Origin of the sequence: Ramlibacter lithotrophicus, from assembly GCF_012184415.1 — a bacterium.
Classification (GTDB): Bacteria; Pseudomonadota; Gammaproteobacteria; order Burkholderiales; family Burkholderiaceae_C; genus Ramlibacter; species Ramlibacter lithotrophicus.
On the sequence record NZ_VTOX01000007.1, the window covers coordinates 147,555 to 164,879 of the forward strand.

A 17,325-nucleotide genomic window follows, 5' to 3' on the forward strand; every position below is an offset into this window, starting at 1 on the left:
GCCCGGCGTCAAGGCGGGATCGCCGCGCTTACGCCGTTCTTGCGTACCGGCTCAGGCCAGCAGCGCGTTGACCCGGCGCACGTAGGCGGCCGGGTCTTCCGGCAATCCGCCTTCGGCCAGCAGCGCCTGGTCGAACAGGATGTGCGCCAGCTCGTCGAAGTGCTCGCCGCCTTCGAGCTTCTTCACCAGCGGGTGCGCGGCGTTGACCTCCAGCACGGGCTTGACGTCCGGCACCTTCTGGCCGGCCTGCTTCAACATCCGGGCCAGCTGCATGCTCATCCCGCTGTCCGTCACCACGAGGCAGGCCGGCGAATCGACCAGCCGCGTCGTCACCCGCACGTCCTGCGCCTTGTCCTTGAGCGCCTCCTTCAGGCGCTCGAGCACCGGCTTGAACGTCTCCGCGGCTTCCTCGGCCGCCTGCTTCTCGGATTCGTCCAGCAGCTTGCCCAGGTCGACCGCGCCCTTGGCAACCGACTGCAGCGGCGTGCCGTCGAATTCGTGCAGGAAGTTCAGCGCCCATTCGTCGACGCGGTCCGTCATGAGCAGCACCTCGATGCCCTTCTTGCGGAACACTTCGAGCTGCGGACTGTTCTTTGCCGCGGCCGGCGTGTCCGCGGTGATGTAGTAGATGGCCTCCTGGCCTTCCTTCATGCGCGCCTTGTAGTCGGCGAACGAGACACTTACCGCGTCCGACTGCGTCGAGGCGAATCGCAGCAGCTTCGCGAGGCGTTCGCGGTTGGCCATGTCCTCGCCCAGGCCTTCCTTGAGCACCGCGCCGAACTCGGCGTGGAACTGCGCGAACTTGCCCTTGTCCTCCTCGGACGCGGCCTCGTCCTTCTCGTGTTTCGCCAGGTCCTCGATCATCGCCAGCACCCGCTTGGTGCAACCCTCGCGGATCGCCTTGACGTCGCGGCTCTCCTGCAGCAATTCGCGGCTCACGTTGAGCGGCAGGTCCGACGAGTCGACCACGCCCTTGACGAAGCGCAGGTAGGAAGGCAGGAGCGCCTCCGCCTCGTCCATGATGAACACGCGCTTGACGTACAGCTTGACGCCGGCGGCCTTTTCGCGATTCCAGAGGTCGAACGGCGCGCGCGACGGCAGGTACAGCAGCTGGGTGTACTCGGTCGCGCCCTCCACCCGGTTGTGCGACCAGGCGAGCGGCGGCTCGTGGTCGTGGCTGATCTGCTTGTACAGCTCCTGGTACTGCTCCGCGGTGATGTCCTTCCTGGCGCGCGTCCACAAGGCGCTGGCCTGGTTGACGGTCTCCCACTCGTCGGTGAGCACCATCTCCCCGCCCTTGTTGTCCTCGCCTTCCTTCCATTCCTCCTTGCGCATCAGGATCGGCAGCGAGATGTGGTCGGAGTACCTCGAGATGATCGACTTGAGCTTCCAGGTGCCGAGGTAGTCGCCGGCGTCCTCGCGCAGGTGCAAGGTCACGCTGGTACCGCGCTGGGGACGCGGGATGCTCTCCACCTCGAAGTCACCGGCGCCGGCGCTGGTCCAGCGCACGCCTTCGTCGGGTGGCAATCCGGCGCGGCGCGACTCCACGACGATGCGGTCGGCGACGATGAAGCCCGAATAGAAGCCGACGCCGAATTGCCCGATCAGCTGCGCATCGGCCTTCTGGTCGCCGGTCAGGCGGCTCACGAACTCGCGCGTGCCGCTCTTGGCGATCGTGCCCAGGTTCTCGATCGCCTCGTCGCGCGACAGGCCGATGCCGTTGTCGGCGATCGTGAGGGTGCGCGCTTGCCTGTCGAAGCTGACCCTCACTTCCAGATTGGGCTGGTCCTCATACAGGGCGTTGTTGTGGAGCGCCTCGAAGCGCAGCTTGTCGCAGGCGTCGGACGCATTGGAGATCAGCTCCCGCAGGAAGATTTCCTTGTTGGAATACAGGGAATGGGTGACCAGGTGCAGCAGCTGTGCGACCTCGGCCTGGAACGAAAGCGTTTTCTTCTGGCTCATGGCGGCTCGTGGTGGACGAAAAAATGCTCCGCACAAGTGGGGGTCGCCGAATGCAATTCAAGTCCCCGCCTGCCCGGCCGTCGGAACCGCGCCACAAGGCGTCCGTGACAAATTCGCGCCGCGAGGCAGCTGCGAGGCAGTTCTCCGCCCGCCGCGTTGGACAAATTCCGTCTGCCGGTACAGTAGAGCTTGGCCTTGAGGAGCCGTGCTATGGAGCACGACGGGGCCGAGCAAGAGTCCGCATGACCAGTCACACCCCAGGATCAGGCGCCCAGCCCGAAGGCACGTCCCTGCCCCCGCCGCGCCCGTTCGGCGAGGCGAACACGTTGACGCTGCCGCGCCGGCGGCGCCACGCGCCGGGCCAGGGCAGCGTCGTCGGCCTGACCGCCGTCGCCGTCGCCGACGCGGGCGGCGCCGTGCTGCGCGCGGAGATCATGCGACTGGAGGCGACGCCGGTCACCGTCACCTTCTGACCGGCCGCGCGAAAGAAGAAAGCGCCCTCGCGGGCGCTTTCTGTCTTCTGCCGGCGGGCTGCCGGGGTGTTCAGCCGGCTTCGCCGCGCGGAATCAGGCCCTGGCGCAGTGCCTGCGCGGCCCGCGCGCGCACTTCCTTGGCATCGATGCCGGACTTGACCTGCGCCGCGACGCGCGAGCCGGCGGGCTCGGTGCTGCGGGTGGCGGAAACGGTCGCCGCTTCCGCCTGCACTTCGGCCTTGGTGCGCGTGCCCTGGAACTGGACGGCGTACTGGGAGGCGTCGGCTTCGTCGGCGCGCGCGGCACCCGCGGCGATGGTGGCGACGGCGGCGATGGCGAGGAGGATTCGGGAGGACATGATGGCTACCTTTCAGTGAGTGGGACTGTCCGGTCGTTGCCTGCTTTCGCATCGACCGTGTTGTCACTGTAGGCAGGCTGACTGAGCTGACGCTGAGCGGTTTCTGAGCTGGAAATGAGCGCGCCGTGCCGCCCCGCGCCGGGTTCCACGCGCGCGACCAGGCCCTGGACGTCGGGACGATTGCGCAGGCTGATGCGCAGGCCGCAGCGCTCGGCGGCAGCTTGCGCGATGGCCAGGCCGAGGCCGCTGCCGCGCGAGTCGCCGCCCGCGACACGGTAGAAACGATCGAACACGCGATCGAGGAGCTCCGGCGGGATTCCGGGCCCGGTGTCGACGACCTCCACCACCGCCGCGGGAAGCAGCCGGACGTCGACCACCCCGCCCTCGGGCGTGTAGCGCAGGGCGTTCTCGATCAGGTTGTCGACGACGCTGCGCAGGTCGCCGGCGGCGCAGCGCCAGGTCGCCCCTGCCTCGCCCTGGGTCAGGTCGATGAAGCCGAGATCGATGTGCCGGCGGTCGGCCAGCGCGATCAGCGAGCTGATGCTCTCGTGCAGTTGTGCGCGCAGGTCCAGGTCGCGAGCCTCCTCCACGAAGGGCGCCTGCTGTCGCGACAGCTTCAGGAGCTGTTCCACGAGCCGCTGCGCGCGCCTCAGTCCGGCCTCGAGCTGCGAGAAACTCTCGGCGCAGGCGCCGGGCGGCAGGTCGCCGCGGACGTTCTCCATCTGCAGCGCCAGGGCCGTGATCGGCGTGCGCAATTCGTGCGCCGCGTCCTGCACGAAGCGCCGCTGGTCGGCGAAGGCGTCACGCAGCCGCGTCAGCAGGCTGTTGAACGACACCACCAGCGGCTGGATTTCCTGCGGCACCCGCTCGAGCGGCAGTTCCGCGATGCTGTGCGCATCCTGCAGTGCCGCCTGGCGGCCGATGTCCTGCACGGCCAGCGACATCGCGCGGGCCAGCCCCCACAGGATCGCGATGGCCAGCGGCAGCAGGATCAGCACCGGCGCGGCGGCCGCGAGCGCGCGCTCGGCGGCGAGCCGGCTGCGGAAGCTGCCGCTTTGCAGCACCTGGACCCGGCGGCCCCCGGCGCCCGAAGCCTGCGTGCTGTACACGCGCCAGGTCACCCCGCCGGCCTGGACGTCGGCGAATCCGGCGGCCGGCTGCAGGCCGGCCTGCAGCTGCGGCAGCGAACTCGCGAGCAGTGCCCCGTCGGCGCCGTACACCTGGGTGACGAAGTTTCCGGAGGTGTGGATCCTCTCGGGAGCCGGCACCGGGGCTGCGGCCAGGGTGCGGCTGCCGGCGACGGCCTGCGCCAGCTGCTGCATCTGGTCGTCCATGAAGACGCTGGCCATCCGGCTGAAACCCCAGTAGGAAAACAGCGCGGAGCCGAGGCCGACGGCCAGGAACAGCGGCACCAGCCACAGCAGGAGGGCGCGGCGCAGCGAGCACATCGGCCCGCCGGCCGGGAAGACGTTGAACAGGCGCCGCTGCGGCGCGCAGATCCACTCTGGCGGGGCCGGCTGCGAGCTCATGTCGCGTTCTCCGGCCCGGACCGCGCCGTGTCGGCCGGGGCGGCGATGCGCCAGCCGAGGCCGCGCACGTTCCGGATGGCGTCGGGACCGAGCTTGCGCCGCATGCCGTGGATCAGGACGTCCACCGCGTTGCTGCTCACCTCTTCGCCCCAGCCATAGATGCGGTTTTCCAGTTGCGCCCGCGACAGGATCGCGCCCGGACGCTCCAGCAGTGCGTGCAGCAGGGCGAATTCGCGGGCGGAGAGCTGCGCCCGCTCGCCCTGAAGGAGGACTTCGCGCGTGGTGAGATCGAGTTGCATTCCTTCGCTGCCGATCACCGAATGCGCGCTGCCGTCGCGCCGCCGGATCACGGCACGCATGCGCGCCAGCAACTCCTGCAGATCGTACGGCTTGACCAGGTAATCGTCGGCGCCGAGGTCGAGGCCGGCCACCCGCGAATCGACTCCGTCGCGCGCGGTGAGCACCAGCACCGGCGTACGGTCGCCGGCGCCACGCGCCTTGCGCAGCACCTCGATCCCGTCGCGCCCCGGCAGGCCCAGATCCAGCAACACACAGGCGTAATCGCCGTCGGACAGCGCGCTCTGGGCGAGCAGGCCGTCCTTGACCCAGTCGACGGACCAGCCCGCGCCAGCCAGCGCCTGCTTCAGGCTGGCGCCGATCATTTCATCGTCTTCGGCAAGCAGAACACGCATCTCTTTTCCGACCTTCCCGCCACGGGTTTGCGCTGGCTGACAGTAATCCCGCGCCGTTAGGTGACTGTTAGCCCAGCGCAGGGGGCCCCGGAATTTGACCGCCCTTGTCGTTCAACGCGCCGGCCGCATCCCACTCCGACGAAATGGTTAATCGATGCTGCAAATATAAGTTATTGGAAGTAACCGTGACTTTTCCCACACACAATGCGTTGCATCGTGTTACGAAGTCGCTTAAAGTTCGGGCTTAGGAAATCCACCTAACACCGCTCAACCATATTTCGTAAGGGGGTCGCATGAAACTACCTAAGGCTCTTCCGCTGCTGGTGGCTACGCTCGTGATGTCGTCGACCGTGTCCGCCCAGGTCATTGCTCCGCTGTCCGCCACCAAGGACGTCACTGTCGACGCGAACCTGACAAGCGCCTGCGTGTTCACCACCGCCACAGCCGTGAGCCTGACCGCCGTTTATCCTGCATTTTCGGCGGATCCGGTCGAGCCCAACGATACCGTCAGCGTGCAGTGCACGCGCGGCGGGGGCACGCCCTCGGTCAATTTCGCCGGGGGTGCACTCGGGGTCGTTGGTGGCCTCGTCTTCCAGCTGAGCGCGGCCTGGACCAGTGGCGCGGCCGGGGCCGCTCCTGCCGGGGCGCTGATCACCGACCTCGGTTCTCCCCGTACCGGAACGTTCCTGGTCAAGGCCAGCTTTCCGGCCGGCCAGGCGGGTACCACCGGCGCGACTACACCCGTCACCAAGCAGATGACGCTTACGTTCTGACGACCCGGACTCACGAGAACCCGTGCACGCTGGCTTGCGTTTCATTTCGCTGATCGCAACGGCTCTGCTGTCCAGCGGTGCTGTGGCGGGGCCGTCGCTCGACCTGGTTGTCAGCGTCGTCCCGGCCTCGGGAATTTGCGGCGCCACGGTTCAACCCTCGTCGATCAGCGTGGCGTGCGGCCTGCCGACGGGCGTTCCGGTCGTAGTCCCCCCCGTGCTCGCGGCGACTCAGCATCCACCAATCGCTGCAGGCACCTTTGGACCAGCGGTGGCGCCCTTCATTCCCCCTGTCATCACGGCCAGCCGGGGGCTTGCGGGAACCGCGCCACTCGGCCCGTCCAGGCTCCCGAACGTGCGTCCCGGCCCCGCCGGCGCGACCGAGCCGGCCACTCCGTTGTTCTTCGATACCGGACCCGCCGCACCTTCGGAGCTCCCGTCGGACGGCTTTTACCGCTCACCGGACGAAGAGCCAGGGTACCGCCAGATTGGCGAGCTGCCGTCGGTCGCCGGGCGGCCAGGCGTGGCCCTGTACAGCGGTGGTGTAAACATAAGTAGCTGGCGAATGGTTTCCACAGATAATGTTCAGCATGTCGAACTGACCATTTTCTGGTGACCACCATGACGACGGATTCGAGAATGAGCCGGCTGACTGTCGGGCTCGCCGCAGCTGCTGTCGTTTTGCCCCTGGCGCCGGTCGCCGCATCGGCCGCGGCTTTCTCGGTCAGCCCGGTTCGCATCTACATGCATGCTCGGGAGCGTGCCACAGCGATCACGGTGGTGAACGAAAGCGATACCGAACTGGTCATGGAGGCCGAGCTCTTCCAGTGGGCCCAGAAGCCTGACGGCACGGATGAGCTGGTTCCGACCGATGACCTGATCCTGGCGCCGCCATTGCTCAAGATGGCGCCCAAGTCCCGGCAAGTACTGCGCCTCGCGAACCTGAAGCCCGTCCCGCCCGGCGAGCAGCTCACGTACCGGATGATCGTGCGGGAAGTACCGGAAGCCGCCCAGGCCGCTGAAGGGGTACAGGTCCAGGTGACGCTCGCCTTCTCGCTGCCGGTATTCATCACGCCCGCGGGCGCCAAGCAGCGCCTGTTCTGCGATGCCAAACCGGCCGACGCGGAAACGATCGTCGCCTCCTGTGAAAACCAGGGCGGCGCGTATGCACAGCCCGTCAACTTTTCTTTTCGCGGGCCCTCCGGCGATGTCCTGCTTTCGCAAGACGTGATCGGCGGCTACATCCTCCCGAAGATCCGCCGGGATTTCCAGTTAAAACGTCCTGCGGCCGGTCCGGCCCTCAGGGGCCCGATGAGATTGGCCGTGACGCAGGATGACGGCTCGGTGCAGTCCTTTGATGTCATGTTGGGCAACTAGCGACGGCACCGGGCATGTCAGAAAGACGCTCCGACTCCTGGCACTGGCGGTCACACTCGTCGGGGCCGGCGCGCTGGCTCAATCCGCCGGCCCGGTGGAAACGAGAGTTCGCGTCTATCCCCTCGAAGTCCTGCTGAACGGCGCGCCGGTCGGCATCTGGCCCATCGTCGAGCGCAACGGCCAGTCCTTTGCGCCGCCCGAGGCATTCGACTCGTGGCGCGTGCAGCGGTCCGTCCGGGGCGAGCCCCTGGAATACAAGGGGCAAACCTATTTCTCGATCTCGTCCCTGCCGGGCGCGAACGTCCATGTCGACGTAGTCCAGGGCACGCTCAGGCTGGATGTTGCGGCCGAGGCATTCGCCGGCATCCGGGCACAGCGCCAGGAGGCCGCGTCGCTGCGCCGGGACGCAGTCGTCCCGAGCGTCTTCCTCAATTACGACATCAACTACAACCACAGCCAGTTCCGGGACGCCGACGGCAACCGCTCGCTGGGGATGCTGGGCGAGTTGGGGTATTCGAACGCCCTGGGCCTGTTCACGAGTTCCTTCGCCGTCCGGGACCTCGTGAGCAGCCTTCCCGAAACGCGCGCGAAGCTGCTGCGGTTGGAAACGACCTTCCGGCGCGACATCCCGGAGCAGGGCCTCACGTTCAATGCCGGGGACGCAACCACCCGCAGCGGGTATCTCGGTCGCCCGACGCTGTTCGGCGGCTTCCAGGTCGGCAGCAACTTCGGCCTGGCGCCGCAGGTGAACCGGCAGCCCCTGCCCGTGATCATGGGCCAGACACTGGCGCCTTCGACCGTCCAGCTGTACGTGAACGATGTGCTCCGGCAGACCGCCAGGATCCCTGCGGGTCCGTTCACGATCGACTCCCTGCCTGCCATCGTCGGCAACGGAGACGTCTCGGTCGTGGTGCGCGACATCCTGGGCCGCGAAACAGTCATCACCCAGCCTTTCTTCATTTCAGCTGATCTCCTGGCTCCCGGGCTGAACGATTGGAGCGTCGAGGCCGGCCGGCTGAGGGAAGACCTGGGAAGCTCCAGTTCGCGCTACGGGGCTGCATTCGCGAGCGGGATGTGGCGGCGCGGGCTGACGCCCACAATCACGGCCGAAGGTCGCGCTGAAGTGTCCCGCACCAGGAGCACGCTGGGACTGGCCGGAGTGACAGCGCTCGGCGGCAGCTACCTGGCCCGCGGCGGACTGGCCGCCAGCCGCGACGAGCGCCTCGGACAGGGAGTGCGTTGGTCGCTCGGACTGGATTGGCGCGGCAAGGCGAATAGCGTACTGGTCAATGCGGCTGGGAGTTCGCGCGTCTTTCGCTACCTCGCGGAGCCCGAATCCGCTGCGCCGTCGCGGCTGGAGCTCGCAGCGCAGGCCGGCTTCTTCCTTGGCCCCTATGGTCGTCTCGGGGCCGGCCTGGCGATGCAGTTCCCATACGGCCTGTCGCGCATTTCGACGGCGTCGCTCACTTACACCACTGTGTTGCGCGACAACTGGCAGTTGAACATCGGCCTTTCTCGGGCGATGGGCCCTGCCCCCGCGACGAGCTTCGGTGTTTCGGTCAACATCCCCCTGTCCAGGCGCAGTGCGGCGGTGGTTTCAGCTCAGTCGCGCGGCGGCCGGCTCGATACCTACAGCAGCTTTTCGCGCTCGCCGGAAGGCGCCTACGGGACCGCATGGCGGGTTCTGGGCGGCTATCAGGACGAGCCTCGGGCCGAGGGAAGCCTCTATCACTTCGGCGCCGGCGGCATCGCTTCGGCGGACGTCAGCGCAACCCGCGACGAGACCCATCTTCGACTCGGATCGGTCGGCGGGCTGCTCTACACCGGCGGCAAGGCCTATGCCTTGCCACGTCACGACTCGAGCGCGGCGCTGGTGCGGGTACCAGGCTATCGCGGCGTCGGCGTCGGCCTGGGGCAACAGGTATCGACGCGCACCGATACCGATGGCTATGCGCTGGTTGCGCGCCTGAACGCGTACCAGTCCAACCCGATCCGGCTCGATCCCAACGACCTGCCGATCACTGCCGAAATCGACAGCATCGAACTGCCCGCCGTGCCGGCGTGGCGCAGCGTGGCCCTCGTGGTGTTCCCGGTCCGCGGCGGGCGGGCCGCGGTCATTCGTGTCATGCTCGAAGACGGACAGCCGGCACCGACCGGCGCCTCGGTCCGCATCGTCGAGGAGGCCCGAGAGTTCTACGTGGGGCGGCGCGGCGAGGCCTACATCACGGGACTTCGGGCGCGCAATCGACTGCGGCTGTCGTGGAAGGGAGCAAGTTGCGCGTTGGATGTCGACCTGCCCGAGGGGAGCGTCGACGAGGTGGCCCGCGTGGGGCCGGTGACATGCCAAGGAGCAATACAGCGATGATGCCCAAGGTTCTTTGGGCGGCCGCTCTGGTCGCGAGTGCGTTGATGTATGGCGAGGCCCGCGCCGCACTGAGCTGCACGATCATGGCCGCGCCGCCGACGATCGCGGGCGCGTACGATCCGGCCGGCCATCTGGACCTGCAGGGCTCGTTCACCATCAACTGCACGAGGGCCAAACAGGACAAGAACTGGACGGTGTGGGTGGGCTTGAACCAGACCACCGCCCAGGCCTTGGCGAAGGCGCCGCCCTACGCCGACACGCTCGCCTATGGCATCTACACCGATGCGGCCCGTTCGATCCGCTGGATGGACGGGGTCAGTGGCGGGTCGACGGCCGTCCTTCCCTTCTCCGGCAGCGTCACGGCCGCCTCGGTCAGCGTGCCTTTCTACATGCGCGCACCCGCTGGTCAGCAGGACAAGGCCGCGGGCACCTATCAGGACACGCTGACGGCGACGCTTCGGCTCACCGACAGCGTGGGTCAGCAGCTCGGCACGACAACCGTGACGACCGAGGCCGAGGTTGCGAAGAACTGTTCCGTCGGCGCGGCACCGATCGCCTATAGCGTCTCGTACCAGGCTTTCCGCAGTACGGCACTGGTGGATTCCTCGCAAAGCGTATCGGTGACCTGCAGCAAGGGCACGCAGGTCAGCCTCAGTCTGGATCAGACGACCGGCGTCATTTCGCCGATCGGCCTCACATACGCGCTCACGTTTCCTGGCTGGTCACCCTCCACCACGGGCACTTCGAGCACGGGGACCCTGCCGCAGTCGTTCGGCTTGGTGCTGACGCTGCCCGCGGGACAGGCAGGCACTTGCGCCAGCGGGACCTGCAATGGCACGGCGACGCGGCAGATCACGATCACCTACTGATCAGAGCCCCCCAGGGGTGCCCCGCCCCGGGGACACGATTCGCCGCCCGTCCATCACCTGTAACATCGCCCGCCGTCGTAACCAACTGTGACAAAGTTGCGGAAGCGGCTGATTTTAAAGAGATTACCGCGATTATTCGCTCGTCATAGGTTGCTTTCCTAAACCCAAGGAGTAACCTTCGGTTGCCTTTTGATACATTTCCAGTTGGGCATGTACCTGGCACCGAAGCAGTACCACCCTCAAGGAGCATCGAAATGACACTGAATCGCATCGCCAAGACCGCCGCTCTGGTGGCGCTCGTCTCGGCCTCGTCCCTCGCCCTTGCCGACACGCAGAACCTCGTGGTCACCGCCAGCGTCACGGGCGTGTGCAAGCTGACGAATATCCCGAACCTGGTGTTCGGCCCGATCGACCCGTCAAGCGTGGGCGCCGGCGGCGTCAACGCCTCCACCAGCGTCACCTACAAGTGCACCAAGGGAACGGCCGCTACGGCGCTCTCGGCCTCTGCGCTGTCGGACACGATGAGCGATGGAACGAACACCCTGGCCTTCTCCATCACGCTGCCGGCCGTCGGTACGCTGTCGGCAGGTACCGGATTCTCCGCGGCGGCCGCTGCCACGACGTTCACGGTCAACGGCAACATCGCGCAGGCCGCTGCGCAGGACGCGGTCGCCAGCGCCGCCTACACGAAGACCCTGACGCTCACGCTGACGCCGTAAGGGCGCGGCATTCCCGCCGCCCGGGCATCCCGCCCGGCGCGGGGGACGCCCCAGACCCGACGATGTCTGCCAAACGCCTTTGGATTCACGGGGGCCACGATTGAAGGCTCGACTCGCGCCCTGGCTGCTGCCCATGGCACTGCTCGCGATGGCGGCGCCCGTCATGGCCAAGGACTTGACCTGCAGTTTCAGGGCCAAGGGACTCACCATGAGTTTCGGCGCGCTCGACCCGAGCAGCGGATTGAACGCCAGCGCGGTCGTTTCGCCGGCGACCCTCACTGCCGACAGCGCCGGCGACTGCGACAAGGCCGTCACCATGACCATCGATGCGGACGGCGGCAGCAATTACAGCGGGAGCCGGCGGCTCAGGGGCGCGAGCGGTTCCGACTTCATTCCGTACACGCTGGTCGGAATCCCGATCAGCATCGCCGGCCCGGGCAACGCGAAGTACACGCAATTCACGTTCAGCGGGGTCATCCTCTGGACCTCCTACGCGGACGCGCCGGCGGGCAACTACTCCGATACGGTTATGATTTCAGTCACTCCGTAGAGCGCGCGAGCGCACAGGTGATTGGATCCCGGCCGATGGCATCGATCTTCAGGAGCTTCGCGACGGTCTTGCTCAGTGCCGCGGCACTCGCCGGCGCTTCCGCCTTCAGCGGGGAGTTCGCGGTGCAGCCGGTACGCCTCGACCTCGGCCCTTCGGTCAGGAGCGGCGCCATCGCGGTGCGCAACGAGGGGAAGGAGAAGCTCTCCTTCCAGATCCAGGCCGTGGCCTGGAGCCAGGACCAGTCCGGCAAGGACCAATACCAGGACACCCAGGACCTGATCTACTTTCCGCGGCTGCTTTCGGTGGAGCCGGGCGAGGAAGGCGTCATCCGGATCGGCGCCCGCAACACCGTGCTGCAGGTAGAGAAGACCTACCGGGTGTTCATCGAGGAGTTGCCGGGGAATCTGCAGCAGGGTGAAAAGGGCACCGCGCAGGTGAGCGTGCTGATGCGTTTCGGGGCTCCGGTTTTCATGAGCCCGGTGAAGCCCCAGGACAGCATCGTGATCGGATCCATCCTGCTGTCCAAGGGCGCGCTCACTTTCTCGGCCCACAACACGGGCAACCGCCACCAGGTGCTCGGAGGCATCGACGTAAAGGGAGCGGACGCGACAGGCAGCCAGGTCTATGCGACCACGCTGGCCGATCGATACCTGCTGGCAGGAGCCACCAAGTCATTCTCGACCAACATCGCGGCGGAGCAGTGTGGCAGGATCAAGAGCATCGTCATCGACGTCAAGACGGACAAGGCGGGCGCGTCGCGCACCATCGACGTGACGCCAGCCATGTGTCCGTGACCAGCGTCCGGCCCCAGCCCGTCGAGGAGTTGGGTCGCCGACGGTCGCGCGCATTCGGTTTCGCTTCATTCGTGGCCGCCCTGCTGTCGGTGGTGCAGGCCCCTTGCTGGCCGGACGACGGCACCGCCGCTGCGGCGCAGGCGGCGCAGGCGGAGCACCTTGTCGCCAGGGTCACGCTGAATTCCGAGGACAAGGGCGACCTGTTCGTGCGGCGCGATGCGAGCGGCGACTTCCTGGTGCGGCTCCAGGATCTCAAGGCGATGGGCTTCAAGGACCCCGCCCGCGCAGCGACCCTCCTCGACGGGGAGCCGCACGTCGCATTGACGTCCATGCGAGGCGTGTCGTTCAGCTTCGACCAGAAGAAGCTCACTCTTGACATCGTCGCCGACCCGCGGCTGCTCCCCAGTCAGACGCTCAACGCCGATCAGGGCCGCTGGCTGCGCGGCAGGCCGCTGAAAGGAGCAAGCGCCTTCTTCAATTACGCGCTGGATCACGTCAAGAGCGACGGCGCCCCCGCCGCAACGACCTTTTCGGGCGAGTTCGGATGGAACAGCGGCTCCTTCCTGTTTCTCACGGACGCAGTTTCGATGCAACCGGCGCTCGGCGAGCGCCGGCTGATTCGGCTGAACACCAGCCTCACGCGCGAGGACCTGGACGACCTGCGCCGGGTGGTCGTCGGCGATTTCTTCACGCCGTCGCGCGACATCAGCAGCGGCGTGGCGATGGGCGGCCTCAGCGTGTCGAAGGTCTTCGCCCTGAACCCCTACGTCGTGCAGTTCCCGACCCAGACCGTGAGTGGCACCGTCGCCCTCCCGAGTGATCTGGAGGTCTATGTCGACGGGCAGCGCATCAGGGTGGAGAAGCTCAGGCCCGGCGAGTTCGAGTTGCGCGACATCCTCGGCTACGGGGGTGCGCGGTCGGTGCAAGTGGTGCTGCGCGACGCGTTCGGCCGCGTGCAGCAGCTCGACTACTCGTTCTATTTCAGCGACCAGCCGCTGAAGACGGGGCTGCATGAATACAGCTACAGCGCCGGTGCGCTCAGGCGCCGTTACGGGACGGCAAGCAGCGATTACGGGCCGGCCGCCGCCGCCATGTTCCACCGCTACGGAATCAGCGACACGGTGACGCTGGGCCTTCGTGCCGAAGCCACCCGCGGATTCCACAACGCGGGCCCGCTGGCCACCGTGGTGCTCGGGAATGCCGGCGTCGTCAATCTCGCGCTCGCATCCAGCCGGCTGCACGAAGCGCGTGGCCGCGCGGCGTCGGTCGCCTACAACTATCTGGCCCGCCGGTGGAGCACGGGGCTGGCGCTCCGGCGCGACTGGGGCGACTACGCCGCCCTGGGCAGCCCCCCCGCGTTGAGCACGAGGCGGTATGAGGCCAGCGCCATCGTCAGCTTCAACCTGCCGGGCTCGGCTGCCCTGTCCCTCAGCCATTCAACCCGCGCCTTCCGCGGCGCCCGCAGCCTGGCTCCGGCCACGCCGCTCCTGCCATTCACCTCGGTTGCCGGAAACCAGCGCGTCACCACCGTGAGCTACTCGGCGCCGCTCTTTCCGGGGCGTGCTTCGCTGTCGGCCAGCCTCAGCCGCATCCGGGACCGGGAGCCTCGTACCGAGGTCACGTTCCGGCTGACCGTCTATCTGGACAAGGACCATTCGGTCGCAGCCAACTATCAGGGCAGCCGGTCCGGGCGGGCCGCCAATGTGCAACTCATCAGGAACCAGCCGGTCGGCGAGGGACTGGGGTATGTGCTCGATGCGAGCCACACCAGCGATGCGGCCACCCGACGATGGGACAGCCGCTCCACGGTGCAGTACAACGCAGCCCCGGCGATCGTGCGCGCCGAGTACGCCCGCCACCGAGACCGCGATTCGGCGGCGACCAACGAGTATCGGGCTTCGCTGGCGGGCGGAATGGCATATGCCGGCGGTGCCTTGGCCCTGGGGCGGCCGGTGACGGGCAGTTTCGGGATCGTGAAAGTCGGCGAACTGGCCGACGTCGCCGTGGCAGTGAACGGTCAGCCGATGGGGAAGACCGGCGCCAACGGCACGCTGTTCATACCTACGCTCAACTCCTACTACAACAACGACATCGTCATCGCACCCGACAGCATCCCGATCGACTATTCGATCCGTTTCACCAGGCAGCGCGTGGTGCCCCCTGGTCATGGCGGAGCGCTCATCGACTTCCCCGTCACGAAAATCCAGGCGCTCAGCGGCCGGATCAAGGCCGCGGCGGACGGTACGGCAAGTGCGGTCGAATTCAGCGAGGCGACGATCACCGCGGCAGGCGAGCCGCTGAAGTTTCCGACCGGCCGCGGCGGCGAGTTCTACCTCGAGAACATCGGGCCAGGGGCCTACCCGGGCGCCGTCCTGCTCAACGGCCGCGACTGCCCATTTACCTTGACCGTCCCGCGGTCGGACGAAACGTTCGTGGAATTGGGCGATGTCATCTGCCGGCGGGCGCAGTGAGCGCCGCCGCCTGGACCGTCAGATCGGCGTCACCGACAGGTGGACCGGCCAGGCGTAGGTACCGGGCCGCGCGCCTTCCGCCAGCATGAAGCGAAAACCGAGCTCGAGGGTCGTCCGGGTCACGCCGGTTGCACTCGCGGGCTGCATCACTGCGCCGCCGGTGGGACTCAGCTGCAGCTGACTGGACAGCCCCTTGACGAGGATCTGCCGCATGAAGTCCCCTTCGCTGGCAAATTCAAGCATGTAGCCGCGCGGGCTGTTGCTTTTGATCGCCACCTGGGCCGGCGCACTGACGTCCACGTAGCCCCGAGCGACATCCTGAGGCGTGACGACGACAGCGGCCGGTTGCGCGAGCACCCTCAGGCTGGCGTGCTTCAACACCGTGGCCGACACGGTCATCCGGGCCTGCTCGGTGGCAACGGCCGGCGCCACGGGCGCCACCATCAGCAGCGCCATGGAAGACGCGCTGAAAGAAGACGAATTGAACGAAGACGCGCCGAACGCGGAATGGCGCGCTTCGTTCTTCTCGTCCTGATTGCGCTGCCAGAAGAATCTCATGTCGTCCTCCCTTTCCGGCTTTGCCGCATGAGGGATTCATACGAAGAATAGACCCTCGCCGCAGGATTGCATAAGAAACGCGCCGGTCCGCCTTAGGAATTTCGCTGACTCCTGGCTCCTTTCGACCGGCCCCTGGTCTGGCGCCTGCGTACCCCGCCGAAATGCAGGACCATACTCTTCCGCGCGCCGGATGGCGACAGGAGAATCACTGAGAACCGCCCTCAGAAGCCCTCGTGCTCCCCCAGATACCGCCACTGCCCCAGTGGCAGCTGACCCAGCAAGACGCGGCCGATGCGGACGCGCTTCAGGCCGGTGACCTTCAGGCCCACCAGTTCGCACATGCGGCGGATCTGGCGCTTCCTGCCCTCGGTGAGGACGAACCGCAGCTGCTCGGGGTTCTGCCAGTCCACTTGCGCTCGCTTGAGCGGCTTGCCGTCCAGGCTGAGGCCATGCCGCAGCCGCGCCAGTTGCGCGGCGGGGAAGGCGGACTGCACGTCGGTGAGCGCGGCGCCGTAGCTCACGCGCACCAGGTATTCCTTCTCGACGCCGCTGTCCTCTCCGATCAGCTGGCGCGCGATGCGGCCGTCCTGCGTCAGCACCAGCAGTCCGGTGGAATCGATGTCCAGGCGCCCGGCCGGCGCCAGCCCGCGCAGCTGCTGCGGCGCGAAGCGCTGTTTCGACGGATCGCCTCTCCAGTGGGTGCGCTGCTGCACCAGCGTCACCGCCGGCTGGTAGCCGTCTTCCGCCTGGCCGCTGACGTAGCCCACCGGCTTGTGCAACAGGATCGTCACCTGCTGGCTCTGCTGCCCGCGCGCCTTCGGATCGACGTCGATGCGGTCGCCGGCGCCCACCTGCAGGCCCATGGCCGCCACCTGACCGTTGACACGCACCCAACCCTTGGCGATCCAGTCGTCGGCCTCGCGGCGCGAGCACAGGCCCAGGTCGGCCAGGCGTTTGTTGAGGCGGGTGGTCGGTGCGGGTGCGGACTCGGGCATCGGGCCTATGCTACCCGCGAGAACAGGCTCGAACGCAGTGCGTCCAGGTCGAGGATGCGCAGGCCGCCGTATTCCACGCGGATGGTCGACTGCGCCTCCAACGCCGCCAGCGCCTCGTTCACCCGCTGGCGCGAAAGACCCACCAGGTACGCCAGCTCCTGCTGCGTGATGCGAAGCACCTCGCCGACGCCGGGATAGAGCACCGGGTTGAACAGCGCCGCCAGGCTCCGTGCGACCCGCACGTCCGGGTTCGTGAGCCGGTCGATCTCGCGGGCGGCGATGAATTGCGCCAGCCGCTCGTTGAGCTGGTTCATCACGAAGCGGTTGAAGCCGATGGAGTGATCGAGCAGCCAGTGGAAGGTGTCCACCGGAAGGCCGGCGACGATGCTGCGGCGCAGCGCCTGGATGTTGTAGCGGTAGCTCTCGCGCTTGAGGGCCGTGCCTTCGCCGAACCATCCGCCCGGGGGCATGCCGGTGTAGGTCATCGTCTGCCCCTGCGCGTTGTCGGTACTCATCTTGAGCAACCCCTCGACGACGCCGAACCAGTACGTGACCGGCCGGCCCACGCGACACACGTAGTCGCCCGGCATCGCATCGCTCACCTTCAGCTCCGACACGGCCCGGGCGCAGTGGTCGGGACTGAGCACCTTCAGCCAGGGGACGCCGGCAAGTTCCTGGGCCGTGGGATCGCGGCGCCGCTGGTGCAAGGTCAGGTCGGTGTTCATGTCGCGCGCTTCGCATCGCTTCCGGCCGCCGGACCAACCGCGGCGGCCGGCCTGTCCTCATCGGGGCAGCTCCTATGAGGACATTCCCTAGGAATGTCGTCGCAAAGACAAAAGGACG

General features: G+C 67.2%; 17 protein-coding genes. 10 read left to right on the forward strand and 7 right to left on the reverse strand.

Annotation, left to right across the window (positions count from 1 at the left end; genetic code table 11):
• Positions 1-51: 51 nt before the first annotated feature.
• On the reverse strand, positions 52-1,962 hold the full coding sequence (gene htpG / locus RAMLITH_RS18330) for a molecular chaperone HtpG (protein ID WP_168108891.1): 1,911 nt from the start codon (positions 1,960-1,962) through the stop codon (positions 52-54).
• A gap of 242 nt (positions 1,963-2,204) precedes the next feature.
• On the opposite strand from htpG, the gene RAMLITH_RS18335 reads away from it, so the two are divergent.
• Positions 2,205-2,435 carry a hypothetical protein gene (locus RAMLITH_RS18335; protein WP_168108892.1) on the forward strand — a complete coding sequence of 77 codons (231 nt, stop codon included), beginning with the start codon at positions 2,205-2,207 and terminating at the stop codon, positions 2,433-2,435.
• A gap of 70 nt (positions 2,436-2,505) precedes the next feature.
• Here the strand turns inward: RAMLITH_RS18335 and RAMLITH_RS18340 are convergent, their stop codons facing one another.
• Genes RAMLITH_RS18340 through RAMLITH_RS18350 form a run of 3 tightly spaced genes read right to left on the reverse strand, consistent with a single transcriptional unit; the run spans position 2,506 to position 5,014 of the window.
• Complete coding sequence (locus RAMLITH_RS18340; RefSeq protein ID WP_420376925.1) at positions 2,506-2,796, reverse strand: DUF4148 domain-containing protein; 291 nt, start codon at positions 2,794-2,796, stop codon at positions 2,506-2,508.
• 2 nt (positions 2,797-2,798) lie between these two features.
• Positions 2,799-4,322, reverse strand: a complete 1,524-nt coding sequence (locus RAMLITH_RS18345) for a sensor histidine kinase (protein WP_238344271.1) — start codon at positions 4,320-4,322, stop codon at positions 2,799-2,801.
• Positions 4,319-5,014: a response regulator gene (locus tag RAMLITH_RS18350; RefSeq protein ID WP_168108894.1), complete on the reverse strand. Its 696-nt coding sequence runs from the start codon at positions 5,012-5,014 to the stop codon at positions 4,319-4,321. Before RAMLITH_RS18350 ends, RAMLITH_RS18345 begins: the two co-directional genes overlap by 4 nt.
• A 293-nt stretch (positions 5,015-5,307) precedes the next feature.
• Here RAMLITH_RS18350 and RAMLITH_RS18355 point away from each other — a divergent pair, with 293 nt between their 5' ends.
• The 9 genes from RAMLITH_RS18355 (at position 5,308) to RAMLITH_RS26210 (ending at position 14,929) form a co-directional block, all read left to right on the forward strand.
• Positions 5,308-5,787: a spore coat protein U domain-containing protein gene (locus tag RAMLITH_RS18355; protein ID WP_168108895.1), complete on the forward strand. Its 480-nt coding sequence runs from the start codon at positions 5,308-5,310 to the stop codon at positions 5,785-5,787.
• A gap of 34 nt (positions 5,788-5,821) precedes the next feature.
• On the forward strand, positions 5,822-6,400 hold the full coding sequence (locus RAMLITH_RS18360) for a hypothetical protein (RefSeq protein WP_168108896.1): 579 nt from the start codon (positions 5,822-5,824) through the stop codon (positions 6,398-6,400).
• A 5-nt stretch (positions 6,401-6,405) separates the two neighbouring features.
• The gene (locus tag RAMLITH_RS18365; RefSeq protein ID WP_238344278.1) at positions 6,406-7,161 is read left to right on the forward strand and encodes a fimbrial biogenesis chaperone; all 756 of its coding nucleotides are present in this window, start codon (positions 6,406-6,408) and stop codon (positions 7,159-7,161) included.
• 94 nt (positions 7,162-7,255) lie between these two features.
• Positions 7,256-9,526, forward strand: coding sequence for a fimbria/pilus outer membrane usher protein (locus tag RAMLITH_RS18370; protein ID WP_168108898.1), 2,271 nt, complete (start codon positions 7,256-7,258; stop codon positions 9,524-9,526).
• Positions 9,523-10,395, forward strand: a complete 873-nt coding sequence (locus RAMLITH_RS18375) for a spore coat protein U domain-containing protein (protein WP_168108899.1) — start codon at positions 9,523-9,525, stop codon at positions 10,393-10,395. Before RAMLITH_RS18370 ends, RAMLITH_RS18375 begins: the two co-directional genes overlap by 4 nt.
• A gap of 254 nt (positions 10,396-10,649) precedes the next feature.
• Positions 10,650-11,114 carry a Csu type fimbrial protein gene (locus RAMLITH_RS18380; protein WP_168108900.1) on the forward strand — a complete coding sequence of 155 codons (465 nt, stop codon included), beginning with the start codon at positions 10,650-10,652 and terminating at the stop codon, positions 11,112-11,114.
• A 133-nt stretch (positions 11,115-11,247) separates the two neighbouring features.
• Positions 11,248-11,664, forward strand: a complete 417-nt coding sequence (locus RAMLITH_RS18385; RefSeq protein WP_168108901.1) for a spore coat protein U domain-containing protein — start codon at positions 11,248-11,250, stop codon at positions 11,662-11,664.
• Between the two features lie 35 nt (positions 11,665-11,699).
• Positions 11,700-12,458 carry a fimbrial biogenesis chaperone gene (locus RAMLITH_RS18390; protein ID WP_168108902.1) on the forward strand — a complete coding sequence of 253 codons (759 nt, stop codon included), beginning with the start codon at positions 11,700-11,702 and terminating at the stop codon, positions 12,456-12,458.
• Positions 12,455-14,929 carry a fimbria/pilus outer membrane usher protein gene (locus RAMLITH_RS26210; protein ID WP_168108903.1) on the forward strand — a complete coding sequence of 825 codons (2,475 nt, stop codon included), beginning with the start codon at positions 12,455-12,457 and terminating at the stop codon, positions 14,927-14,929. The genes RAMLITH_RS18390 and RAMLITH_RS26210 overlap by 4 nt, the downstream gene beginning before the upstream one ends.
• An 18-nt stretch (positions 14,930-14,947) precedes the next feature.
• Here RAMLITH_RS26210 and RAMLITH_RS18400 read toward each other — a convergent pair whose 3' ends face one another.
• The 3 genes from RAMLITH_RS18400 to RAMLITH_RS18410 all read right to left on the reverse strand — a co-directional run bounded on the left by RAMLITH_RS18400 (position 14,948) and on the right by RAMLITH_RS18410 (position 17,207).
• Entirely contained in the window at positions 14,948-15,487 is a 540-nt protein-coding gene (locus RAMLITH_RS18400; protein WP_168108904.1) for a hypothetical protein, read from the reverse strand.
• 221 nt (positions 15,488-15,708) lie between these two features.
• Positions 15,709-16,482 carry a pseudouridine synthase gene (locus tag RAMLITH_RS18405; protein WP_168108905.1) on the reverse strand — a complete coding sequence of 258 codons (774 nt, stop codon included), beginning with the start codon at positions 16,480-16,482 and terminating at the stop codon, positions 15,709-15,711.
• Positions 16,483-16,487: 5 nt separating this feature from the next.
• On the reverse strand, positions 16,488-17,207 hold the full coding sequence (locus RAMLITH_RS18410) for a Crp/Fnr family transcriptional regulator (RefSeq protein ID WP_168108906.1): 720 nt from the start codon (positions 17,205-17,207) through the stop codon (positions 16,488-16,490).
• Positions 17,208-17,325 lie beyond the last annotated feature (118 nt).